The 21695-nt window shown below is 44.4% G+C and carries 15 protein-coding genes, 6 tRNA genes and 1 rRNA gene; 15 read left to right on the top strand and 7 right to left on the bottom strand.

The genetic code is table 11. The features are described 5' to 3' along the window. Window positions 1-91, top strand: a 5S ribosomal RNA gene (gene rrf, locus AACR09_RS17065); the annotation flags it as partial. Between the two features lie 71 nt (window positions 92-162). After that, window positions 163-253 (top strand) — tRNA-Ser (locus AACR09_RS17060). 124 nt (window positions 254-377) lie between these two features. On the opposite strand, the gene ilvY is transcribed toward AACR09_RS17060, so the two are convergent. Further along, window positions 378-1268, bottom strand: a complete 891-nt coding sequence (ilvY, locus tag AACR09_RS17055; protein WP_054548024.1) for an HTH-type transcriptional activator IlvY — start codon at window positions 1266-1268, stop codon at window positions 378-380. A gap of 146 nt (window positions 1269-1414) precedes the next feature. On the opposite strand from ilvY, the gene ilvC reads away from it, so the two are divergent. Beyond that, complete coding sequence (gene ilvC / locus AACR09_RS17050; RefSeq protein WP_017077813.1) at window positions 1415-2899, top strand: ketol-acid reductoisomerase; 1485 nt, start codon at window positions 1415-1417, stop codon at window positions 2897-2899. A gap of 274 nt (window positions 2900-3173) precedes the next feature. Here ilvC and ubiK read toward each other — a convergent pair whose 3' ends face one another. From ubiK to AACR09_RS17030, 4 genes are all read right to left on the bottom strand, one after another. Continuing rightward, complete coding sequence (ubiK, locus tag AACR09_RS17045) at window positions 3174-3425, bottom strand: ubiquinone biosynthesis accessory factor UbiK (RefSeq protein ID WP_004735787.1); 252 nt, start codon at window positions 3423-3425, stop codon at window positions 3174-3176. Window positions 3426-3544: 119 nt separating this feature from the next. Then, window positions 3545-6667, bottom strand: a complete 3123-nt coding sequence (locus AACR09_RS17040) for a multidrug efflux RND transporter permease subunit (RefSeq protein WP_004735788.1) — start codon at window positions 6665-6667, stop codon at window positions 3545-3547. Between the two features lie 11 nt (window positions 6668-6678). Beyond that, a complete protein-coding gene (locus AACR09_RS17035) occupies window positions 6679-7785 on the bottom strand; it encodes an efflux RND transporter periplasmic adaptor subunit (protein ID WP_193834452.1) in 1107 nt (368 codons plus the stop codon). Between the two features lie 18 nt (window positions 7786-7803). Further along, window positions 7804-8385, bottom strand: coding sequence for a TetR/AcrR family transcriptional regulator (locus AACR09_RS17030; protein ID WP_198137852.1), 582 nt, complete (start codon window positions 8383-8385; stop codon window positions 7804-7806). 180 nt (window positions 8386-8565) lie between these two features. Between AACR09_RS17030 and rep the strand changes: the two genes are divergently transcribed. Next, complete coding sequence (gene rep / locus AACR09_RS17025; RefSeq protein WP_193834451.1) at window positions 8566-10584, top strand: DNA helicase Rep; 2019 nt, start codon at window positions 8566-8568, stop codon at window positions 10582-10584. 95 nt (window positions 10585-10679) lie between these two features. Here rep and AACR09_RS17020 read toward each other — a convergent pair whose 3' ends face one another. Then, window positions 10680-11093, bottom strand: coding sequence for a c-type cytochrome (locus AACR09_RS17020; protein ID WP_004735792.1), 414 nt, complete (start codon window positions 11091-11093; stop codon window positions 10680-10682). Between the two features lie 296 nt (window positions 11094-11389). Here AACR09_RS17020 and AACR09_RS17015 point away from each other — a divergent pair. The 11 genes from AACR09_RS17015 (at window position 11390) to AACR09_RS16965 (ending at window position 21292) form a co-directional block, all read left to right on the top strand. Next, window positions 11390-11466 (top strand) — tRNA-Arg (locus AACR09_RS17015). 49 nt (window positions 11467-11515) lie between these two features. Beyond that, window positions 11516-11591 (top strand) — tRNA-His (locus AACR09_RS17010). A gap of 77 nt (window positions 11592-11668) precedes the next feature. Continuing rightward, window positions 11669-11745: transfer RNA gene (locus AACR09_RS17005), tRNA-Pro, on the top strand. Between the two features lie 44 nt (window positions 11746-11789). Continuing rightward, window positions 11790-11865: transfer RNA gene (locus AACR09_RS17000), tRNA-His, on the top strand. A 55-nt stretch (window positions 11866-11920) separates the two neighbouring features. Beyond that, a tRNA-Pro gene (locus AACR09_RS16995) sits at window positions 11921-11997 on the top strand. A 1236-nt stretch (window positions 11998-13233) separates the two neighbouring features. Then, window positions 13234-14961 (top strand): dipeptide ABC transporter ATP-binding protein, encoded by a 1728-nt coding sequence (locus AACR09_RS16990; RefSeq protein WP_004735537.1) that lies wholly within the window; start codon window positions 13234-13236, stop codon window positions 14959-14961. A 94-nt stretch (window positions 14962-15055) separates the two neighbouring features. Further along, window positions 15056-16609: an ABC transporter substrate-binding protein gene (locus AACR09_RS16985; protein WP_004735538.1), complete on the top strand. Its 1554-nt coding sequence runs from the start codon at window positions 15056-15058 to the stop codon at window positions 16607-16609. Window positions 16610-16789: 180 nt separating this feature from the next. Next, complete coding sequence (locus AACR09_RS16980; RefSeq protein ID WP_004735540.1) at window positions 16790-17767, top strand: ABC transporter permease; 978 nt, start codon at window positions 16790-16792, stop codon at window positions 17765-17767. A gap of 2 nt (window positions 17768-17769) precedes the next feature. Beyond that, window positions 17770-18708 carry an ABC transporter permease gene (locus AACR09_RS16975; RefSeq protein WP_004735541.1) on the top strand — a complete coding sequence of 313 codons (939 nt, stop codon included), beginning with the start codon at window positions 17770-17772 and terminating at the stop codon, window positions 18706-18708. Window positions 18709-18895: 187 nt separating this feature from the next. Continuing rightward, a complete protein-coding gene (locus AACR09_RS16970) occupies window positions 18896-19852 on the top strand; it encodes an SPOR domain-containing protein (protein ID WP_102573478.1) in 957 nt (318 codons plus the stop codon). A 198-nt stretch (window positions 19853-20050) separates the two neighbouring features. After that, entirely contained in the window at window positions 20051-21292 is a 1242-nt protein-coding gene (locus AACR09_RS16965) for an NADH:ubiquinone reductase (Na(+)-transporting) subunit B (protein ID WP_193834450.1), read from the top strand. A 92-nt stretch (window positions 21293-21384) separates the two neighbouring features. Here the strand turns inward: AACR09_RS16965 and AACR09_RS16960 are convergent, their stop codons facing one another. Then, entirely contained in the window at window positions 21385-21636 is a 252-nt protein-coding gene (locus AACR09_RS16960) for a DUF6482 family protein (protein ID WP_029224300.1), read from the bottom strand. Window positions 21637-21695 lie beyond the last annotated feature (59 nt).

The following is a 21695-nucleotide window of genomic DNA, read 5'->3' as shown; positions in this document are numbered from 1 at the left end:
CACCTGATTCCATGCCGAACTCAGAAGTGAAACACAATAGCGCCGATGGTAGTGTGGGGTTTCCCCATGTGAGAGTAGGACATCGCCAGGCTTTAAATATCGTTACTTGCATTAGCAATTAACAACATCATTAGTGTACTAATCTATTGATGACAATTTGTTGGAGGGATGGCTGAGTGGTCGAAAGCACCGGTCTTGAAAACCGGCAACCGTTAATAGCGGTTCTAGGGTTCAAATCCCTATCCCTCCACCACCATTGAAAAGCCCGCTGAGAAATCAGCGGGCTTTTTCATATTTGTCGTTTAGAAAAACAAAAAAGAGCACTAAGGTGCTCTTTATCTGTGACTCCACACCGGCTTGTTATCACTTATAGATAACTAGTCTTGGAGGTATTTACCTTCAGCTACCTGCCAAAATGCTCTAATTAAGGGATTTTCTAACTGCGATCGCTTACAGCACACTCCCAATTCAAACGGCTTGATTGGCTCTATTTTTAAGCGGTCGACTTTATCTCTCACAGGACTGTTGTTGATGACGACATCTGGAGCAATACCAACCCCACAACCAAGAGCAACCATACTTACGATCGCTTCATGACCTGATACTTGAGCGTAAATGTTGGGCTTTATCTTCATCTTTTTGAACCACGCGTTCGCACGTTCTCGTGCAGTACCTGCTTCTGGGATGATAAAAGGTACTTCATTCCAGTTTGGTTTATCTGATTGCAGCTGCTGGCTAAAACTACTTACACCGGATGGGATGATGACTGACAGTGGTATATCGCTGATGGTTTCGAACTCTAATCTTGAGGGAAGAATGTCTGGTTTCGCTGAGATAGCAATATCTGCTTCATCATTTAAAATCTTGTCGATAGATTGAGCCGGATCGCCTGTAGAAAGCTTAAATTCAATGTACGGATGAATAGCTCTGAATTCGGTTATGAGCTCAGGTAGGTGGCTGTAACTAGCCGTTACCGAGCAAAATATGCGAATTTCACCTTTAAGTTCTTGCTCACCACCTTTCAGGTGAAGATTGTATTGCTGCCACTCTCCAACGATGCTTAATGCTACTGGCAATAGGTGCTTTCCTGCTGGAGTGAGATCAACACTGCGGTTATCTCTGATAAGCAATTCTTGCCCCGTTTCTTCTTCAAGCTTTTGTACCTGACGACTAAGTGCTGAAGGACTGACGTGCATAGCAGCAGCGGTTTTGCTGAAACTCTTGCTATCACATAAATGTATAAATAATTGTAGAGATTTTATGTTCATGTTTTGCGATCGTTTCCATGTTGCATTTATTGCAATAACTAATTGTGAATATATCACTTTCAGCAACGGAGTGTCTGTTTTAGTATGAAGTCATTCGATAGAGAGATATCGACCTTACGGACTTATTTTTAAAGGAGTGCCCTAGAATGGCTAACTATTTCAATACATTAAACCTTCGTGAACAACTAGACCAATTAGGTCGTTGCCGTTTCATGGATCGTGAAGAATTCACGACAGAAGCTGAATATCTTGAAGGTAAGAAAATCGTAATTGTTGGTTGTGGTGCTCAAGGCCTAAACCAAGGTCTAAACATGCGTGATTCTGGCTTAGACGTATCTTACGCTCTACGCCAAGCGGCAATTGATGAAAAGCGTCAATCATTCAAAAACGCTGATGAAAACGGCTTTGTTGTGGGTAGCTACGAAACGCTAATCCCTCAAGCAGATCTAGTTATCAACCTTACTCCAGACAAGCAACATACAAACGTTGTTGAAACAGTAATGCCTCTAATGAAGCAAGGCGCTGCTCTTGGTTACTCTCACGGCTTTAACGTTGTTGAAGAAGGCATGCAATTACGTGCTGACCTTACTGTAGTAATGGTTGCACCTAAGTGTCCAGGTTCTGAAGTTCGCGAAGAGTACAAGCGTGGCTTCGGTGTTCCAACACTGATCGCTGTTCACCCAGAAAATGACCCTAAAGGCGAAGGTTGGGATATCGCTAAAGCTTGGGCTGCTGGTACTGGTGGTCACCGTGCAGGTTGCCTAGAGTCTTCTTTCGTAGCTGAAGTTAAATCTGACCTTATGGGTGAGCAAACTATCCTTTGTGGCATGCTACAAGCGGGTTCTATCGTATCTTACGAGAAGATGATTGCTGATGGCATTGAACCAGGCTATGCAGGCAAGCTTCTACAATACGGTTGGGAAACGATCACTGAAGCACTTAAGTTCGGTGGCGTAACCCACATGATGGATCGTCTATCTAACCCAGCTAAAGTTAAAGCGTTTGAGCTTTCTGAAGAGCTTAAAGACCTAATGCGTCCGCTTTACAACAAGCACATGGATGACATCATCTCTGGTCACTTCTCTAGCACTATGATGGCTGACTGGGCGAACGATGACGTGAACCTACTAGGCTGGCGTGAAGAGACAGGTGAAACTGCATTCGAAAACTACCCAACTTCTGACGTAGAAATCTCAGAGCAAGAGTACTTCGATAACGGTATCCTAATGGTTGCTATGGTTCGTGCCGGTGTTGAGCTAGCATTCGAAGCTATGACTGCATCTGGTATCATCGATGAGTCTGCTTACTACGAATCTCTACATGAGCTTCCACTAATCGCAAACACAGTTGCTCGTAAGCGTCTTTACGAAATGAACGTTGTAATCTCAGATACTGCTGAGTACGGTAACTACCTATTCGCTAACGTAGCCACACCGCTACTACGTGAGAAGTTCATGCCTTCAGTAGCAACTGACGTAATCGGCCGCGGTCTAGGTGAAACATCTAACCAAGTTGATAACGCTAAGCTAATTGAAGTAAACGAAGCTATCCGTAACCACCCTGTAGAGTACATTGGTGAAGAGCTACGTAGCTACATGAGTGACATGAAGCGTATCGCTGTAGGCGGTTAATTAGTCGCTTAGATACTGATAAATTTGCAGAAAAAGCGAAGCAGTATCACTAACTCCTTACAGGTTGGAGTTATAAATAAGCAACACAACATCTAATGAAAAGGCTTGGTCGCCGTTGACCAAGCCTTTTTGCTTTTAGTAACAAAGTCTTAAAAATCAATTAAATGAACATTGTTTGATCAGTCTTTGTCGACTTTCAGTTTTTGATTGATCTTCAGAAATACAAAAGGGTTGGTGCTTTCACACCAACCCTTTCAGTTTTCTTGCTTTACGCTTACTTGTCGGCAATCTTTGCTTCTAAGTCCGTTAGCTTTTGTTCCATTTCAGTCAGCTTTTGGCGAGTGCGCAGTAGTACTTGTGTTTGAACATCAAATTCTTCACGGCTTACAACGTCTAGCTTGTTCAGTTGGCCTTGGATAACCTGACGGACTTTTTGATCTACGTCTGAACCAAGCTCTTTTACTGGTTGAGGCATAGAATCGTGGATCTGCTTAGCAATCTGCTCTAGTTTTTTTGGATCAAACATATCAATTAAAACTCCTGAATATTTGTCACTATTCTATTTAATCACACTTGAGATGTCGCCTATGGCGTACAAAAAAAGGCCACCGAAGTAGCCTTTTTATTGTTATTACGACTTAGTGATTACTTATTATCAGCTAATTCTCTGTGCGCTGCTTTTGCTTCATCGACGCGAGCTAGCTTTTCTAGGTCTTTGTCTTCAACAAATACAGGTAGAGGTTTGTGTTTTTCAGCCAAGTAGCTGTAAATCACTGGCAGTACAAATAGTGTGAAGATAGTACCAATCGCTAGACCTGCAACGATTACGATACCAATACTGAAACGCTGAGCCGCACCCGCACCACTTGCGTACATCAGTGGGATTAGACCCGCGATCATCGCAGCCGTTGTCATCAGGATTGGACGAAGACGAACCTTCGCCGCTTCCATTACCGCTTCAATACGAGTCTTGTGATTGTGTAGCTGTTCTTCTTTCGCTACCTCACAGATCAAGATACCGTGCTTGGTAATCAGGCCGACCAAGGTGATCAAACCAACTTGCGAGTAGATGTTCATCGTTGCCGCACCCCAAGCCAGAGCTATTAGGGCACCACAAATCGCCAGTGGTACAGATACCATGATAACCAGTGGATCTTTTAGTGATTCAAACTGAATCGCCAATACCAAGAAGATGATAGCCAACGCTAAACCAAAGGTCGCGTAAAGTGCGCTACCTTCTGTTACGTATTGGCGTGCTTCACCCATGTAGTCATGGTTATAGCCACTTGGAAGCTTATTGGCAGCTGTGTCTTCAAACCACGCAATTGCATCACCCATTGCAGCGCCTGGAGCCGGTACCGCACCAATCGTAGCCGAGTTCAATTGGTTGAAGTGAGGAAGAGAGCGAGGCTCAGCCACAACATCAATCGTGATTAAACTGCCTAGAGGAATTGCTTTACCATCTGCGCCACGAACATAGTAGTTGTTCATCGATTCAGGGTTTAGACGGAACTTACGTTCAACTTGAGGGATAACCTCGTAAGAACGACCATTCAAGTCGATACGGTTTACGTAACCATCAGACATCATAGTACCTAGAGTGATACCGATATCTTGCATCGTCACGCCGTAAGCACCCGCTTTGTCTTTGTCGATATGGATCTTCATCGTTGCTGAGTCGTAATTCAAATCAAGATCTGAATAAACGAACAGCGGGTTTGTCGATACTTCGGCTAAGATCTCTGTCGTAATTTGGAATAGGCTCTCGAAGCTGTTCGGTGTTGTAATAACAAACTGAACAGGAAGGCCTGAACCTGCACCTGGAAGTTCTGGCATTTGGAAGGCTGTTACGGCCATACCAGGAACATCTTTCACCAAGTTACCAACACGGTTTGCTACTTCAGACTGGCTTGCTTCACGCTCACTCCATGGAACCATTGATGCGATACCAAAAGCTTGGTTTGCATTAGGAACACCTGTAAACACCTGCGCATACGCTACTTCTGGCTGATCAGACAGAAGGCTGTTTACGTCATTCATGGTGTTTTGCATGTAGTCTAAGTTCGCATTCGAAGGTGCTGTACCCATAAGCATGATTACACCTTTATCTTCTGAAGGCGCTAACTCACTAGGGATGAACTTGAATAACAGTGGCAAACTTGCAAATACGATGATAGCGAAGCCAATGAAGACTGGACGATGCTGCATTACCGCGCCAAGCATACGCTCGTAGCGATTGGTCATGCCGTCTAGTACGCTATGTACTTTCTGCTCAAACTTGCTTGGCTCGGCGTGAGCTTTGAGCATTTTTGAACACATCATTGGCGATAACGTTAACGCCACAATGCCCGATACAAAAACAGCACCAGCAAGGGTTAGTGCAAACTCTTTAAACAACGAGCCTGTGATACCACCCATCATTGCAATAGGAGCATATACTGCACCTAGCGTTAATGTCATTGCGATAACGGGTACTGCAATTTCACGAGTACCGATGATGGCAGCTCGGAAAGGAGACTCCCCTAATTTTATATGCCGGTCGACGTTTTCCAATACAACGATGGCATCATCAACTACTAAGCCGATAGCCAGTACCATTGCCAGTAGCGTCATTAGGTTCCAAGAGAAGCCCATCGCCTGCATTACCATAGCCACACCAATTAGAGATAGTGGGATAGTAACGATCGGGATAAGAACCGCACGGAATGAACCTAAGAACAAAGTAATTACGACGAGTACAATTAATGCCGCTTCAAGAATAGTTTTAATAACCTCTTGAATGGATTCATTAATCGCAATAGTCGAGTCATACATGATATTCATCGAGATGTTACTTGGAAGGTTCTTCTCTAATTGAGGTAGAAGCTCAAGGACATCAGCGGCAATGTTGATAGGGTTCGCACTTGGTGCCGCGTTAATTGCTGCAACAACCGCTTCCTTACCGTTTGCACTCGCTCGGTAAATATCGTGGCTTTTTTCTAAAGAAACCTTAGCGATGTCAGACAGGCGAATAATTTCACCCTCACCACTTTTAACGACTAAGTTCTCTAGCTCTTCAGTGTTTGATACCTGCGTATCGGCACTGCCGTTATAAAGAACGAATTCGCCAGTAGCTTGACCTGTCGCTGATTGGTAGTTGTTGGCATCCAATACCGACATAACATCAGTAGCGGTGAGGTTAACAGCTGCCATTTTTGACGGATCTAGCCATACGCGCAGTGCGTATTTCATACCACCATAAAGGTCGACTTTAGATACACCATTTACCGTAAATAGCTGCGGGTTGATTACACGCTCTAGATAATCGGTAATTTGACTTGATACGAGCTCATCACTGGTAAAACCAATATAAAGTACCGCGGTCGTTGAACCGGTCGACATAGTTACGGTTGGATCTTCGGCTTCTTTTGGAAGCTGAGAACGCACCGAGTTTGTCTTGGCCAGTATGTCAGACAGCGCCGCATTCGGGTCGGTGTTCAACTTCATGTTTACGGTAATCGTAGAACTACCAAGTACAGAAGAAGAAGTCATATAGTCGATATTATCCGCTTGAGCCACAGCTTGTTCGAGGGGCTGGGTGATAAAGCCTTGGATAAGATCGGCACTTGCACCGTAGTAACTCGTGGTTACGGTTACGACGGTATTCGTCATTTCAGGGTATTCACGCACCTGCATTTTGAAGATTGCTTGTAAGCCAAGCAGAGCAATCAAAAAGCTGATGGATACCGCTAGAACTGGACGTTTAATAAAAACATCAGTAAAGCGCATTGTGCCTCCAGTTACAGCTTAGGTGTTTCAGGTGGTGGAGTGATTGCATCACTTTCAACAACCTTAACTTTGGCACCGTTACTTAGGCGTACTTGGCCAGAAGTTACAACCGTATCACCGGCTTTAACGCCTTCAAGGATGTGTGCAATCTCAGCGGTACGCTCACCTACTTTTACAACATGTTGAGCAACACGTTGAACGCCGTCTTCTTCCGTCAGGATGTAAACATTGTCACCATATAGAGTGAAAGTAATCGCTGTTTGAGGCAACGTTACTTGGTTCTCTAGCTTAGGCAGAATGATGTTAGCACGCGCAAACATGCCGCTACGAAGCTTGCCATCATTGTTTGGAATGTCTGCTTGAACTTGAATAAGACCACTTTGGATACTTACTGCGGGTTCAATGGCACTGATAGAGCCTTCAAACGGTTTCTCTGGGTAAGCATCAACAAAGATGTCGATAGCCTGACCAACATTGATACGAGAGATATCTGTTTGAGATACCGTAAAGCGTAGGCGCATCACGCTGGTATCTTCTAAACGAACGATATCTGTACCTGATTGCAGGTATTGACCTAGGTACACGTTACGAATACCCACTTTGCCATCGAAAGGAGCGCGAATTTCACGGCGTTCGATAGATGCTTTTAGGCTTTCAATATCAGCAGATAGAGAGTAGTAGTTTGCTTCTGCTTCATCGTATGCTTCTTTTGAAATAGAACCTTTCTTATACAGGCCTTGGTAGCGTTTGTATTTTGCTTTTGCCGCAGGCAGGCGAGCTTCAGAACTCTTTAGATTTGCCTTTTCTACGCCAGAATCAAGACGAACAAGAAGTTGGTCATTTTTAACATCAGTACCAGAACCAAAAGAGATTTGGTCAATAACACCGTTGGTTTCATTCGCTAGCGTGACACCTTGGTTAGGTTCGATGAAGCCGATAGCTTCAATTACTGGAACCCAGTCGATCGGCTGAACTTCAGTAACCGTTACTGGAAACTCTGGTTCAGGGCGGTTGGCCATATACTCAGCAATTTTTTGTTGTTTGAACATGTTGAACCCAATAACGCTGCCGAAAAGAAGTACAGCGATGAGTAACATGAAGAAAGTCCACTTTTTCATTATGGTCAAAACTCCGATCTAGTGTTTAATTATTGCATCCCAACTGGCTTCTATTGCAGATTCTAGTTCTGCCTCGTCGAGTTGGTAAAATCCTAAAGAATGCTTTCGCGCTAGAGATACACTAGCCGCTAAGCTCAAGCCGCTTAATACTTCATTATCAAGTGGTTTAAACAGTCCTTGCTCTTTACCCTCATTAAATAGCAGCTCAACTTGGGCAAACATTTTACGTTCTAGTTCCCTGAAGTTTAGGCTATTTGTGATGGGCAGTGAGTCATATTGAACCCGATTTTTTATCGCGGCTAAGTTCGTTCCCGCTAAGTTCCATATGTTCAACCACATAGTACGATAGCGTTGCTTAATTGGATCCGAATCATCAACCCCTTCTTGAACAGCATCTGCTACTCGTTGAGTCACGAGCACTCGAACATCATCTATCAAGTGATCTTTATCGTCGAAGTAGCGGTAGATAGTGCCTGCAGCAACTCCCGCCTCTTTGGCTAATTTTTGCATTGAAAGGCCTTGAAAGCCGACCTCCGCAATGAGCTTTTCAGCGGCAGAAAGTATTTGTTGGCGTTTATCCTGAGGTGCATGAGTTGTCATTATTCCATCACCAGTGAATGAACGTTCATTCATTATAGCCCAAGAACCATACACATGTGCAACAAAGTTTTACACAAGTCGCGTAAAAATCTTGTATAAGAGAACGTAGCATTCGTGGTGTTGCAGCATTATTATAGGCGCGCAATTGAATTCGCCCCTCTAGACCAAATTGAGAATCAAATGAGACTGAACCCAAGACAAGATGAAGCCGTGAAGTATGTTTCTGGTCCCTGCTTAGTATTAGCGGGCGCTGGATCGGGTAAAACACGTGTTATCACCAACAAGATTGCTTACTTGGTTCAAGAGTGTGGCTACAAGGCTCGTAATATTGCAGCGGTAACCTTTACCAATAAAGCGGCACGCGAGATGAAAGAGCGTGTGGGTCAAACTCTGGGTAAAGGTGAATCTAAAGGTCTGATCGTTTCAACGTTCCATACCATGGGTTTAACTATCATTCGCCGAGAATACAAAGCGCTGGGTTTGAAAGCGGGCTTCTCGTTATTTGATGACCAAGACCAGTTAGCTCTACTTAAAGAACTAACTGAAACACAGATCGATGGTGATAAGGATCTGCTGCGTTCTTTGATGAGCACTATTTCAAATTGGAAAAATGACATGCTCACGCCAGATCAGGCGAAAGCACGAGCTCAAGGTGAACAAGAGCAGTTATTTGCATTCTGTTTTGAGATGTATCAAAAACAAATGAAGGCTTATAACGCATTAGACTTCGATGATTTGATCGCAATGCCTGTTTTGCTATTGAAAACCAATCAAGACGTTCGTGAGCGTTGGCAGTCACGTATTCGTTACCTGTTGGTCGATGAGTATCAAGATACCAACACCAGTCAATATGAATTGGTTCGCTTGCTTGTCGGTGAACGCGGTCGTTTAACCGTCGTTGGCGACGATGACCAGTCGATCTATTCATGGCGTGGTGCGAAACCACAAAACTTGGTGTTGCTTGGTGAAGATTACCCAAATCTACGTCTGATTAAGCTTGAGCAAAACTACCGCTCAACCAGTCGTATCTTGCGTGCTGCGAATATCTTGATCGCCAACAATCCGCACGTCTATGAGAAGTCACTGTTCTCTGAGATCCCAGATGGTGAAAAGCTCAAGGTATTAAATGCTAAGAATGAAGAGCATGAAGCAGAGCGTATTACCGGTGAGATCATCGCCCACAAATTTTTGAATCGCACAGAATACAAAGATTATGCAGTGCTTTACCGCGGTAACCACCAATCTCGCTTGATTGAAAAAGCCTTGATGCAGAACCGCGTGCCTTACAAAATCTCAGGCGGTACATCCTTTTTCGCCAGAGCAGAAATTAAAGACATCATGGCTTACCTACGTGTGTTGGTGAATCCTGATGATGACAACGCCTTTTTGCGTATTGTAAACACACCACGTCGTGAGATCGGCCCAGTTACGCTTGAAAAATTAGGCAGCTACGCCAACATGCGCGGTAAAAGCCTGTTTGAAGCCAGCTTCGAAATGGGCTTAGAGCAAACGCTGACGGGCCGTGGTTTGGAAAACCTGCGTCGTTTCAGCGATTGGATTGTTCGTATCTCGGATAATGCAGAGCGTGGTAATACAGTTGAGGCGGTTCGCTCTTTGGTTCGTGACATTAATTACGAAGATTGGCTCTACGAAACCTCTCCAAGTCCGAAAGCCGCTGAAATGCGAATGAAAAACGTGTCTGATCTCTATAGCTGGATTGTGGCCGACCTCGAAGGTGACAACTATGATAAAGAAGAGAAGACGCTACGAGAGGTTGTTCAACGTTTAACTTTACGCGACATGATGGAGCGCGGGGAAGATAATGACGATGCAGACCAAGTTCAACTAATGACATTGCACGCTTCGAAAGGCCTAGAGTTTCCGTATGTATTCTTGATGGGGGCTGAAGAGGGCATCTTGCCACACCAAACCAGTGTTGATGAAGGTAATGTAGAAGAAGAGCGTCGTCTTATGTATGTAGGGATTACGCGAGCGCAGAAAGAGCTGACTTTTACTAAGTGTCGTGAACGTCGTCAGTACGGTGAATTGATTAAGCCAACACAAAGCCGCTTCCTTGACGAGTTGCCGCATGATGATGTGGAGTGGGAAAGCGTTAAGAAACCACAATCCGCTGAAGAAAGAATGGAAAAAGGACAGGCACATATTGCTAATATTCGTGCGATGTTCAACAAAAAGTAGCGTCTGGTTCTGAAAGCATTAAATAGAGACAAATAAAAAGGTGACCATAGGGTCACCTTTTTTGAATTGGGTATTTTTAATTACAGATCGGTAAATTACAGACCAGCAATCATGTGCTCGATAGCATCTTTGATTTCGTCGTCTGAGCAGTCCATACATGAACCTTTCGCTGGCATTGCATTAAAGCCGTTGATTGCGTGGTTAGCTAGGATATCGCGACCTTGAGCTATACGAGGCCCCCAATCACCAGCATCTCCTGTTTTAGGTGCGCCACTTACGCCAGATGCGTGACAAGCGATACAAAAGGTACCGTAAACTGTTGCGCCATCACGAGGGCCTGTTGGTTCTGCGACTACTGGTTCGCTGCCGACTAGGTAAACTTGACCAACTGGTTTGATGCGTTCAGCAATTGCATCTTGCTCTGCTTCGCTAAGGCCTGAAGCCATTGCGCCAGTTGAAAAGGTTAAAACTGCGATGACAACGCTTAAAATTCGACGAGACATATCCATTAAACTCACTTTACATTCCCAAGGTAAGTACGTGCTTACCAATTTATAGTGTTGGAGGGTGTTTTGGCTTCACCAGCAAAGAGCAACTGTTAAACCAATGTAAATAATGGGTGATTATATCCCGATAAGTTGTTGCAATAAACAACAACTTATAAGCTGTGGCGGGTTGTAGTACTCAAATAAGGGGTTTATCACATATTAACTGTCGAAAAAGAGACCAAACAGAAAAAAAAGTTAAAAAAGTACTAGACGGCATTGGGTGATATACGTATTATTCCACTCCGCCGACAGGGCATGCGCCTGTAGCTCAGCTGGATAGAGCGTTGGCCTCCGGAGCCAAAGGCCGAAGGTTCGAATCCTTTCAGGCGCGCCATCCGGTCTCTTACTTCGGTAAGTGAGAAATTGGCAAAAAAGAAATAATGGTGGCTATAGCTCAGTTGGTAGAGCCCTGGATTGTGATTCCGGTGGTCGCGAGTTCGAATCTCGTTAGCCACCCCATTCTTTCTTTACAAAATATCGGTAGCTTCGGCTTCCAGTGTTGATTCATTATTCCCAAGAGTCGATACAAAATTAGTCGGTGAATAGCGCAGCTTGGTAGCGCATCTGGTTTGGGACCAGAGGGTCGGGGGTTCGAATCCCTCTTCACCGACCACTATTTCAATAATCGCTTTTAAGCGGTTATATAAAAAATTAGTGGTGGCTATAGCTCAGTTGGTAGAGCCCTGGATTGTGATTCCGGTGGTCGCGAGTTCGAATCTCGTTAGCCACCCCATTAATTTTGGTAGCTTCTTTGAAGTTCCCAGTTTGAGAAATCAAACGAAACGTCTCGGTGAATAGCGCAGCTTGGTAGCGCATCTGGTTTGGGACCAGAGGGTCGGGGGTTCGAATCCCTCTTCACCGACCACCTTAAGAAAGCTCATCAGAAATGATGAGCTTTTTTTCTATCTGGAGAAAAGATAATGGTGTATTTGGGTCTGGAAGCCCAGTCGCATCAAATCCTTCTTCACTGACCACCTTTAAGAAAGCTCATCAGAAATGATGAGCTTTTTTCATCTGTAGATCACTAGGTTGGAACCCAAGTGGGGTTCGCCTGATGTTCAAAGAATGTCTCTTCACCGATCACTTAAGAAGCCTCAACTAGCCGTCCGCGTCAGAAATGACGGGGTTTTTTTACATCTGAAATTTAGATAGTTGGGACCAGAAGGTCGTGGACTTGCCGCCAAGCTGATAGATCGCCAGCCCGGTGGTTCGTCAGGCCACAGGAAGCGCTTCCGTGCCTAATCTCTCTTTATTTACCACAATAGAGGCTTCAGTCGAAAGGTTGAGATTTTTGACATCTGTAGTTGAAGTTATTCTTGATTTTGAATACTGATACCCTAAATATTTCAATGTCTTGCTTGATGTGGCCTTCGTAAAATCCATCCTTTGTATCAGGAGAACTCTTACCTTTTTTCTAGATTATCGCGCCTTTCTAGAGGTGTCGGCTTTATTAAATGAGCTGATCGATATCTAATTTTATATAAAATTCACCGCCAATCATTCGACAAATTAATAGGTTTGGTCTAAAGATTTCTATGAAAAGTGAAATTTGACGCTAAATATGTTCTCTAAGGCCTGTATTTGACAGTTTTCTTTACATCAAGTCGCTCAAAATCGTCTCCATTTTAGTAAGTCTTTCGTTTCACTGGTTGGTATTCGTTGAAATGATGTTAGGGGTAATATATATGGTTAATATGCTTCTATCTGGTTGTTTTGTTTGCTTAAATGACAAAAATTAGCGTTTGTTTCTATAGTGTTAATTGTTTTTTGGAATAATTATTTGTTTTTAGTGACTGGTAGTGAGATCTGCTTTTAACCATAGTTTTAACTCTACAAGTAAGTGGTAGTAAGGGATTTCTGAGTATTTATTATCGACAATAGAATGTTGATTTTTATTACTATATGCTCTCTGGGTGAATAGTTATGTGGTGCTTTTGCTTGTTAAGCGTTTAATGTCGACTTTTTATCCTATTTTTGTTGCTTTTCTGTGAATTATTTGCCAAATTGTCAACCGTATAAAATATCAGAACAATATTCTGGTAAGAATGGATTCAATTTTGCAGACAGGGCAGAGAGCTGCCAAAGCAGTAGAGGTCTGGTAATGTCACTTTTAGAAGTAAAAAATCTTCGTATCGAATACCCATCTCGTCATGGAGTTCACGCAGCAGTAAAATCGCTTTCGTTCAACATTGAACGTGGTGAGATTGTTGGCGTTGTAGGGGAGTCTGGTGCCGGTAAATCAACAGTAGGCAATGCTGTGATCGATCTACTGAGCCCTCCTGGTCGCATTGCTAGCGGCGAGGTATTTTTGGATGGCGAAAAAGTCTCTGGCCTATCTCCTGAACAGATGCGTTCTGTTCGCGGCTCAAAGATTGGTTTTATCTTCCAAGACCCAATGACTTCTCTTAACCCTCTATTCACAGTAGAGCAGCAGTTAAAAGAAACGATTCATGCCAACATGAAGGTTTCGGATCAAGAAGCTTACCAACGCTCATTAGACTTGATGAACCAAGTTGGTATTCCGCAACCAGAAAACCGTTTAAAGCAGTACCCACACCAATTCTCTGGCGGTATGCGTCAGCGTGTTGTTATCGCGATCGCATTGGCAGGTGAACCTGACTTAATCATCGCAGATGAACCAACAACCGCACTGGATGTGTCTATCCAAGACCAGATTTTGGGTTTAATTCGCGATCTCTGTATTAAGAAGAACGTAGGTTGTATGTTGGTCACGCACGACATGGGTGTCGTATCTAACGTTACCGATCGCGTAGCGGTTATGTATCGTGGTGATTTAGTTGAGTTTGGCCCGACGGCGAAAGTCCTTGGTACTCCTGAACACCCTTACACGCACAGTCTTATCTCAGCGGTTCCGCGTTCAGATCGTAAACTCGATCGTTTCCCTCTTGTGAGCTACATCGAAGAAGCGCACGAGATGGAACCACTTGATGTGAAAAACCACTGGTTAGGTCAAAGCCAAGATCACCGTGATTACACTGGCCCGTTGTTGAATGTTGAAAACGTCAACTTACGCTTTACTACCAAGGATTCTTTCTTTGAGAGTCGTCGTGAGTACGTTCAGGCGTCAAACAATGTGAGCTTTGAAGTACACGAAGGTGAAACTTTTGGTCTTGTGGGTGAATCTGGTTCGGGTAAATCAACGATTGCTCGTGTGATTGCTGGCTTGTACGCACCCAATTCAGGCAAAGTGACCTTTGAAGGTATTGACCTTACTGGGCTTAAGTCTGAGAAAGAGCGTCGCCCAATGCGTCGCCAAATGCAGATGGTGTTCCAAAACCCATACACATCAATGAACCCCCGAATGAAGATCTTCGACATCATTGCTGAACCTATCCGATTCCATAAGCTTACGCGCAACGAGAATGAAACTCGTCAGATCGTTCACGACCTGCTAGAGCACGTTGGTTTAGGCAAGATGGCTGGAGTTAAATACCCACACGAATTCTCAGGTGGCCAACGTCAGCGTATTTCTATCGCTCGCGCCTTGGCAACTCGCCCACGTCTTCTGATTTGTGATGAACCTACGTCGGCTTTGGATGTGTCGGTACAGGCTCAGATTCTTAATCTATTAAAAGACTTACAAGACGAGCTCAACCTAACCATGCTGTTCATCAGTCACGATTTACCGGTTATACGTCAAATGTGTGATCGTGTTGGTGTGATGCAAATGGGAGAACTATTGGAAGTAGCGCCAACAGAGCAGCTGTTCCAATCGCCTCAGCATGAATACAGCAAACACCTAATTTCTTTAATGCCTGAATTTACGGGTTTAAGAGAAGAAAAAGCAGTGGCAAAAGCCGCGATATAAAAATCAGCAGGCTGGAGTTTGGCTTGCTAAAAACAATAAACAGACGCAAATACAACAACTAGGGATCTGGATTCCCGCATGAAGGAGTTATGCAATGAAAACCATGAAAAGCAAATTAGCAGTAGCTTTAATGGCAGCTGGCCTAAGCTTTAGTGCAGCAGCAGCAGATATTACCGTTGGCTACGCAGCTGACCCAGTATCACTTGACCCGCACGAGCAGCTGTCTGGTGGCACACTGCAAATGTCTCACATGGTGTTTGACCCTCTAGTACGTTTCACTCAAGAGATGGATTTTGAAGGCCGCCTAGCATCTAGCTGGGAGCGTGTTGATGATACGACTTTCCGTTTTAATCTACGTAAAGGTGTGAAATTCCACTCTGGTAACGAACTGACTGCTGATGATGTAGTGTGGACTTTTGAACGTCTACAAGCTTCTCCAGACTTTAAGTCTATCTTCACGCCATACGAAAAAATGGTAAAAGTGGATGACTACACAGTTGAGCTAATATCAAAAGCGGCTTACCCACTAGTACTACAAACAGCAACTTACATCTTCCCAATGGACAGCAAGTTCTACTCTGGTCAGACAGCGGAAGGTAATGATAAATCTGAGCTAGTTAAGCACGGTAACTCGTTCGCTTCGACTAACGTTTCAGGTACTGGCCCATTCATCGTAACTCAACGTGAACAAGGCGTTAAAGTAACGTTCGAGCGTTTCAACGATTACTGGGACACAGAAACTGAAGGCAACGTAGACAAGCTAACTCTTGTGCCAATCAAAGAAGATGCAACGCGTGTAGCAGCACTTCTTTCTGGTGACGTGGACATGATTCACCCTGTAGCACCAAACGATCACAAGCGTGTTAAAAACGCTAAGAACATCGATCTAGTAACGCTACCTGGTACTCGTATCATTACGTTCCAAATGAACCAAAACAGCAACGAAGCACTGAAAGATGTGCGCGTTCGTCAAGCAATCGTTCATGCGATTAACAATGAAGGTATTGTTAAGAAAATCATGAAAGGTTTCGCGACAGCTGCTGGTCAGCAAAGCCCAACAGGCTACGCGGGTCACAACGAAGATCTAGTTCCTCGTTACGATCTGAAAAAAGCGAAAGAGCTGATGAAAGAAGCTGGCTATGAAGATGGCTTTACACTAACTATGGCAGCGCCTAACAACCGTTACGTGAACGATGCGAAAGTAGCGCAAGCGTCTGCGGCAATGCTGTCTAAGATTGGTATCAAAGTTGATCTTAAGACGATGCCTAAAGCACAGTACTGGCCTGAGTTTGACCTATGTTCAGCAGACATGATGATGATCGGCTGGCACTCAGATACAGAAGATTCAGCTAACTTCAACGAGTTCCTAACGATGACTCGTAACGAAGAGACTGGCCGTGGTCAATACAACTGTTCTGGTTACTCAAACCCAGAAATGGATGCGATTGTAGAAGCTTCTAACACTGAAACTGACCCTGTTAAGCGTTCTAAGATGCTGAAAGGCGTTGAAGCAACACTTTACAACGACGCAGTATTCGTACCTCTACACTGGCAAAGTGAAGCGTGGGGCGCGAAATCTAACGTAGGTGCAGCAGACGTAGTAAACCCAATGGTTATGCCTTACTTCGGCGACCTAGTTGTAAAATAATCTAGCTTGCTAGAATCGAGAGCCTGAAGCTTTCAGGCTCTCAATATTATTAAGATATAGATTTAAGTTTCGGTATTTGGTCTTCCTTCAGTCTGGCTAAATACCTTTTTTAAGACTGAATTTTTTGTTGTCTAGTCGCGGATTTCGATTAGACAGTCATGGATAGATAAGGGGCAAGGAATGGTTACGTTTCTGGTCAAGCGCCTGTTTCAGGCACTGATAGTGATGTTTGTGATCAGTTTGGTGGCGTTTGCCATTCAGGATAACCTGGGCGACCCGTTACGTGAGTTAGTCGGTCAATCTGTTTCAGAGGCGGAGCGTCAAGCGCTACGCGATGAACTCGGCTTAAATGATCCCTTCGTTACAAAATATACTCGCTTTATAGGCGCAGCCCTACAAGGTGATCTTGGTACTTCATATTTCTTTAAACGCCCTGCAGTGGACGTGATTTTAGACAAATTGGTCGCGACGCTTGAACTTGTGTTCGGTGCTTCTCTGATTATTGTTTGTCTGTCGATTCCATTAGGCGTTTATTCTGCAATACACCCAAAAAGTTTCTTCACTAAATTGGTCATGGCGGGCAGTAGTATCGGCATCTCGGTACCTGTTTTCTTAACTGCAATCATGCTGATGTATGTGTTCTCTATTGAGCTAGGTTGGCTACCGTCATTTGGACGTGGTGATACTGCCAACTGGTTTGGTTGGGAGTCTGGCTTCTTAACGCTCGATGGCCTTGCACACTTGGTACTGCCGAGCATTGCTCTAGCATCTATCATGCTGCCTCTGTTTATTCGTCTAGTTCGTTCTGAAATGCTAGAAGTTCTAAGTTCTGAATACATTAAGTTTGGTAAAGCGAAAGGCTTAGCGCTAAACAAAATCTATTACCAACACGCATTGAAAAACACCATGCTACCGGTTCTTACTGTTGGTGGTGTTCAGATTGGTACTATGGTGGCATACACCATTCTTACTGAAACGGTTTTCCAGTGGCCCGGCACAGGTTTCTTATTTTTAGAAGCGATCAACCGTGTAGATACACCGCTGATTACCGCATACGTTATTTTTGTTGGTCTTATTTTCGTAGTGACTAACACGATTGTTGATTTGCTTTACGGTGTTATCAACCCAACCGTTAACATCACAGGGAAAGGAGCATAATCATGGAACAGACATCGACAGTGCCGTCTCGCTGGGAACGTTTTAAGCAATCAGACATTGTGTATTACTTCTTACGCGACAAAGTGGCAATGGTGAGTTTCGCCATTTTCTCAATCTTTTTAGTGATGGCATTAGCAGCACCTATTCTAGCGCCAACAGACCCGTACGACGTGACATCGATTGATATCATGGATTCAGAGCTTCCACCATCATGGATGGAAGATGGCGAAGAACGTTTCTTGCTCGGAACGGATGAGCAAGGCCGTGATATTTTATCGACTATGCTTTACGGTTCGCGTTTATCACTGACCATTGGTTTCTTAGCGGTAGGCCTACAACTGACGCTTGGTATTATCATTGGCTTGTCTGCGGGTTATTTCGGTGGCCGTATTGATAGCTTCTTGATGCGTTTCGCTGATGTTCAGCTTTCGTTCTCAACCATGATGGTTGCGATCATTGTCTCGGCCATCTTTAAGGCTAGCTTCGGCAGTGACTTCTATGCGCAATATGCCGTTGTTATGCTGGTGGTGATCATCGGTATTGCTGAATGGCCGCAGTATGCTCGTACGATTCGTGCATCGGTATTGGCTGAGAAGAAGAAAGAATACGTTGAAGCGGCGCGTGTGATGGGCTTTAGAGCGCCTCGCATCATGTTCCGTCATATTCTGCCTAACTGTTTATCTCCAATTTTGGTTATCTCTACGGTACAGGTGGCAAATGCCATCATGTCAGAAGCGGCACTTTCTTTCCTAGGTTTAGGTCTTCCGGTAGACCAACCATCACTGGGTGCTCTGATCAGTACAGGTTTTAACTACATTTTCTCAGGAGCATGGTGGATCACAGCATTCCCAGGTGTGCTTTTGGTAACATTGGTTCTAGTTATTAACCTATTAGGCGACTGGTTACGTGACGTGTTTAACCCTAAAATTTATAAAGGGTGATAGCTCTGATTGATTTTTAGATAAAAAAGTCACTAAATTAAGAGCCGTAAGCAATTACGGCTCTTTTTTTGCTTAATGGATCTGGAACTTAGTATCATTGATAGTGTCAATAATACTTAAAATGGAATTCATGTTTTATCGACATAGATTCGGTAATAATTAGCCCGTGAGGGTTTAAGTGGTGGTTATGAAATTGACAATGAATGCTGTATGTCGTGCTGTGACGAGAAATTATCGTATGGGGCTTATCGCTGCATCCCTTTTGGTCTCGAGCCAAGTGAGTGCAGAGTCGGTTCTATGTGATGCAACTCAGGCAAGCACTAACCAATTACCACAGCTAGAGCAATCATGTCCGATCGGCAAGGGTGTTTGGGGAAGTAAGGCGCCTAAACGTCATTCAGATAACGAGCTGTTTTGGGTTCAATGTGGCCTGCTGAATAAGCCTTTGTCACTGAACCGAGCAAAGCCCCTATATGAGAAGATCTCGACCAACGTCTGGATGAAGCCTGAAGGCGGAGACTATCGTTGCTTAATCGGACCTTATTCTACCTTCTCTGATGCGAGAAAAGACTTAGCTCAGGTGCGCAAGGTTCCCGGTTATGGTGAAGCCTTTATTCGCATGGTCGATAAGTCGAAAACCTCATCACAGCCTATCGTTGCAAAACCGGCAGAGCCAAAAATGGTTAAGCCTAAGGCCCCTGTAAAACCAAAACCTGCTCCGAAACCTGTGGCTGCGAAGCAAGCGGCAGCGGTAACGAGTGCTGCAGCTATTCAGACGCTACCAAGCGGTAACGCGAATTCAGACAACGATTTGGAAATCGAAATCCGTGTGACAGCCAATGTTGCGGGTAGCCAATATGCGATTCCTTACCTTCTAGACCATCAGCAGCAGTTCTATATGGAACAAGGCAAGCCTTGGAGCCGTCTAGATTACGATAGCGCTGAGTTGGTGTGTAATCAGGTCAACATGAAACTGATGACTGAAAAGCAATGGCAGAGCATCTTGAGCTCAAAGGTTATGGAAAAACAGAACTGGCCAATGCATCTCCCTTATTGGGGCGCAGATAAGAAAGGTCTGTTTACTAACGGTAACGTAAATCAATTGAAAGGTTCTTCATTGCTTAATGTGATGTGCGTGAAGTAGCGAAGACCCGTTGTAAGACTAAACAAGCCTCAGCCATTGCTGGGGCTTTGTTGTTTATACACCTTCTTTTTTCAACATCGGTTCGACTTCTGGACACCCTTTCTTCATACGAATTTGACTAAAAATCGCGATAAATTGTTCAAATAGAGCAGTTGATGCGTAGAAAACCATAACTCAAGCAATAAGGTGATTGAGATTATGAGTTTAAAAAAACGATTAGAAGACGTGGCTCCACGCTTCGAAGCTGGAGGGAAGTACGAAAAGCTTTACCCTGTGTATGAAGCGTTCGCCACCATATTTTATACGCCCGGCAACGTAAACCAAGGCCAGACCCATGTTAGAGACAGTATCGATCTCAAACGAATCATGATCCTGGTGTGGCTAGCGACCTTTCCCGCGATGTTTTGGGGGATGTATAACGTCGGACACCAAAGCTTCCTCGCATTAACGTCCAGCTATCAACTTAACGAACTTACCTCTGTTATTGAAAGCAGCTGGCGCTTGTCTTGGGCATTTGGTGATGCGCAGTCATTGATGGCAAGTGGCTGGGCAAACCAGATGTTGCTTGGTGCACTCTATTTTCTACCCGTTTATGCCACGGTGTTTGTTGTGGGTGGTTTCTGGGAGGTCTTGTTTGCAGTCGTTCGCAAGCACGAAGTTAATGAAGGCTTCTTTGTCAGCTCGGTGCTGTTTGCACTAATCCTCCCGCCAACCATTCCGCTCTGGCAAGCCGCATTAGGTATCACTTTTGGTATCGTTGTCGCCAAAGAGCTGTTCGGTGGTACAGGACGAAATTTCCTTAATCCTGCGTTAGCTGGACGGGCTTTCCTCTATTTCGCTTATCCAGCCAACATGTCGGGTGGGCTTGTGTGGGTTGCCGCTGACGGCTATTCAGGCGCGACACCACTGAGTCAATGGTATGAGGGTGGCAGTACTTCGCTTATCAATAATATGACTGGCGAGGCGATCACCTGGATGGATGCGTTTGTCGGTAATATACCGGGCTCGATGGGTGAGGTTTCTTCATTGCTTATCATGTTGACGGGTCTGATTCTGATTGCCATGAAGATAGCCTCTTGGCGCATTGTTGCGGGTGTGATTATTGGCCTTGTGGCGACCTCTAGTTTGATGAATTGGATCGGATCCGAAACCAACTCGATGTTTTCTATGCCGTTCTACTGGCACTTTGTGTTGGGTGGCGTTGCCTTTGGTACTTTCTTTATGGCGACCGACCCAGTTTCTGCCGCTTTTACCAATCAGAGTAAATGGGCTTACGGGATTCTTATCGGTGTGATGACGGTTGGTATTCGCGTGCTCAACCCTGCTTATCCAGAGGGCATCATGCTGGCTATCTTATTCGCCAACCTCTTCGCTCCACTGTTCGATTTTATTGTGAAAGAGCAAAACATCAAACGCAGACAGAAGCGGACATTGCGTTGATTTAAATGAATAAAAGGGAAAGTGATTCCCATAAGAAAGGCTTACATTGATGTAAGCCTTTTAATTTTTATCGCGATTGATTTGAAGTTGATTTAACTCCACTTCAAATCAATCTCGAACGGTTGGGTGTGGCCACAATGCTCGCCACACATCTCGTCGTAGGCACTGTTGTGAACCAGCATTGCCGACGCCACGCCTTGGTCGCTAAAGTGGTCGCGTGCTTGGTTAACACTCAAAAACTTCATTGGGTGCTGGTGGTCGTCTTTAATTAATTGCTTTTGTTCGCCAACGATTTGGTAAGCCAAGTAGATCCCGCCTTCAAATGATTCAATTAGTAGATTCATCACAAACTCCATTGCTGTTCTAGATAGGTCAGTACCTGTGTTACGTGGAGTTGGGAAGT

The sequence above is a fragment of the Vibrio sp. OPT20 genome (genome assembly GCF_963889365.1).
GTDB lineage: Bacteria > Pseudomonadota > Gammaproteobacteria > Enterobacterales > Vibrionaceae > Vibrio > Vibrio splendidus.
Note: the sequence above shows the minus strand (reverse complement) of the source record. Positions and strands in the feature narration are given on the sequence as shown.

Bases quoted from the DNA above. Each gene is read 5' to 3' on its own strand.
- ilvY (WP_054548024.1), bottom strand. From the start codon at position 1,268: ATGAACATAAAATCTCTACAATTATTTATACATTTATGTGATAGCAAG.
- ilvC (WP_017077813.1), top strand. From the start codon at position 1,415: ATGGCTAACTATTTCAATACATTAAACCTTCGTGAACAACTAGACCAA.
- ubiK (WP_004735787.1), bottom strand. From the start codon at position 3,425: ATGTTTGATCCAAAAAAACTAGAGCAGATTGCTAAGCAGATCCACGAT.
- AACR09_RS17040 (WP_004735788.1), bottom strand. From the start codon at position 6,667: ATGCGCTTTACTGATGTTTTTATTAAACGTCCAGTTCTAGCGGTATCC.
- AACR09_RS17035 (WP_193834452.1), bottom strand. From the start codon at position 7,785: ATGAAAAAGTGGACTTTCTTCATGTTACTCATCGCTGTACTTCTTTTC.
- AACR09_RS17030 (WP_198137852.1), bottom strand. From the start codon at position 8,385: ATGACAACTCATGCACCTCAGGATAAACGCCAACAAATACTTTCTGCC.
- rep (WP_193834451.1), top strand. From the start codon at position 8,566: ATGAGACTGAACCCAAGACAAGATGAAGCCGTGAAGTATGTTTCTGGT.
- AACR09_RS17020 (WP_004735792.1), bottom strand. From the start codon at position 11,093: ATGGATATGTCTCGTCGAATTTTAAGCGTTGTCATCGCAGTTTTAACC.
- AACR09_RS16990 (WP_004735537.1), top strand. From the start codon at position 13,234: ATGTCACTTTTAGAAGTAAAAAATCTTCGTATCGAATACCCATCTCGT.
- AACR09_RS16985 (WP_004735538.1), top strand. From the start codon at position 15,056: ATGAAAACCATGAAAAGCAAATTAGCAGTAGCTTTAATGGCAGCTGGC.
- AACR09_RS16980 (WP_004735540.1), top strand. From the start codon at position 16,790: ATGGTTACGTTTCTGGTCAAGCGCCTGTTTCAGGCACTGATAGTGATG.
- AACR09_RS16975 (WP_004735541.1), top strand. From the start codon at position 17,770: ATGGAACAGACATCGACAGTGCCGTCTCGCTGGGAACGTTTTAAGCAA.
- AACR09_RS16970 (WP_102573478.1), top strand. From the start codon at position 18,896: ATGAAATTGACAATGAATGCTGTATGTCGTGCTGTGACGAGAAATTAT.
- AACR09_RS16965 (WP_193834450.1), top strand. From the start codon at position 20,051: ATGAGTTTAAAAAAACGATTAGAAGACGTGGCTCCACGCTTCGAAGCT.
- AACR09_RS16960 (WP_029224300.1), bottom strand. From the start codon at position 21,636: ATGAATCTACTAATTGAATCATTTGAAGGCGGGATCTACTTGGCTTAC.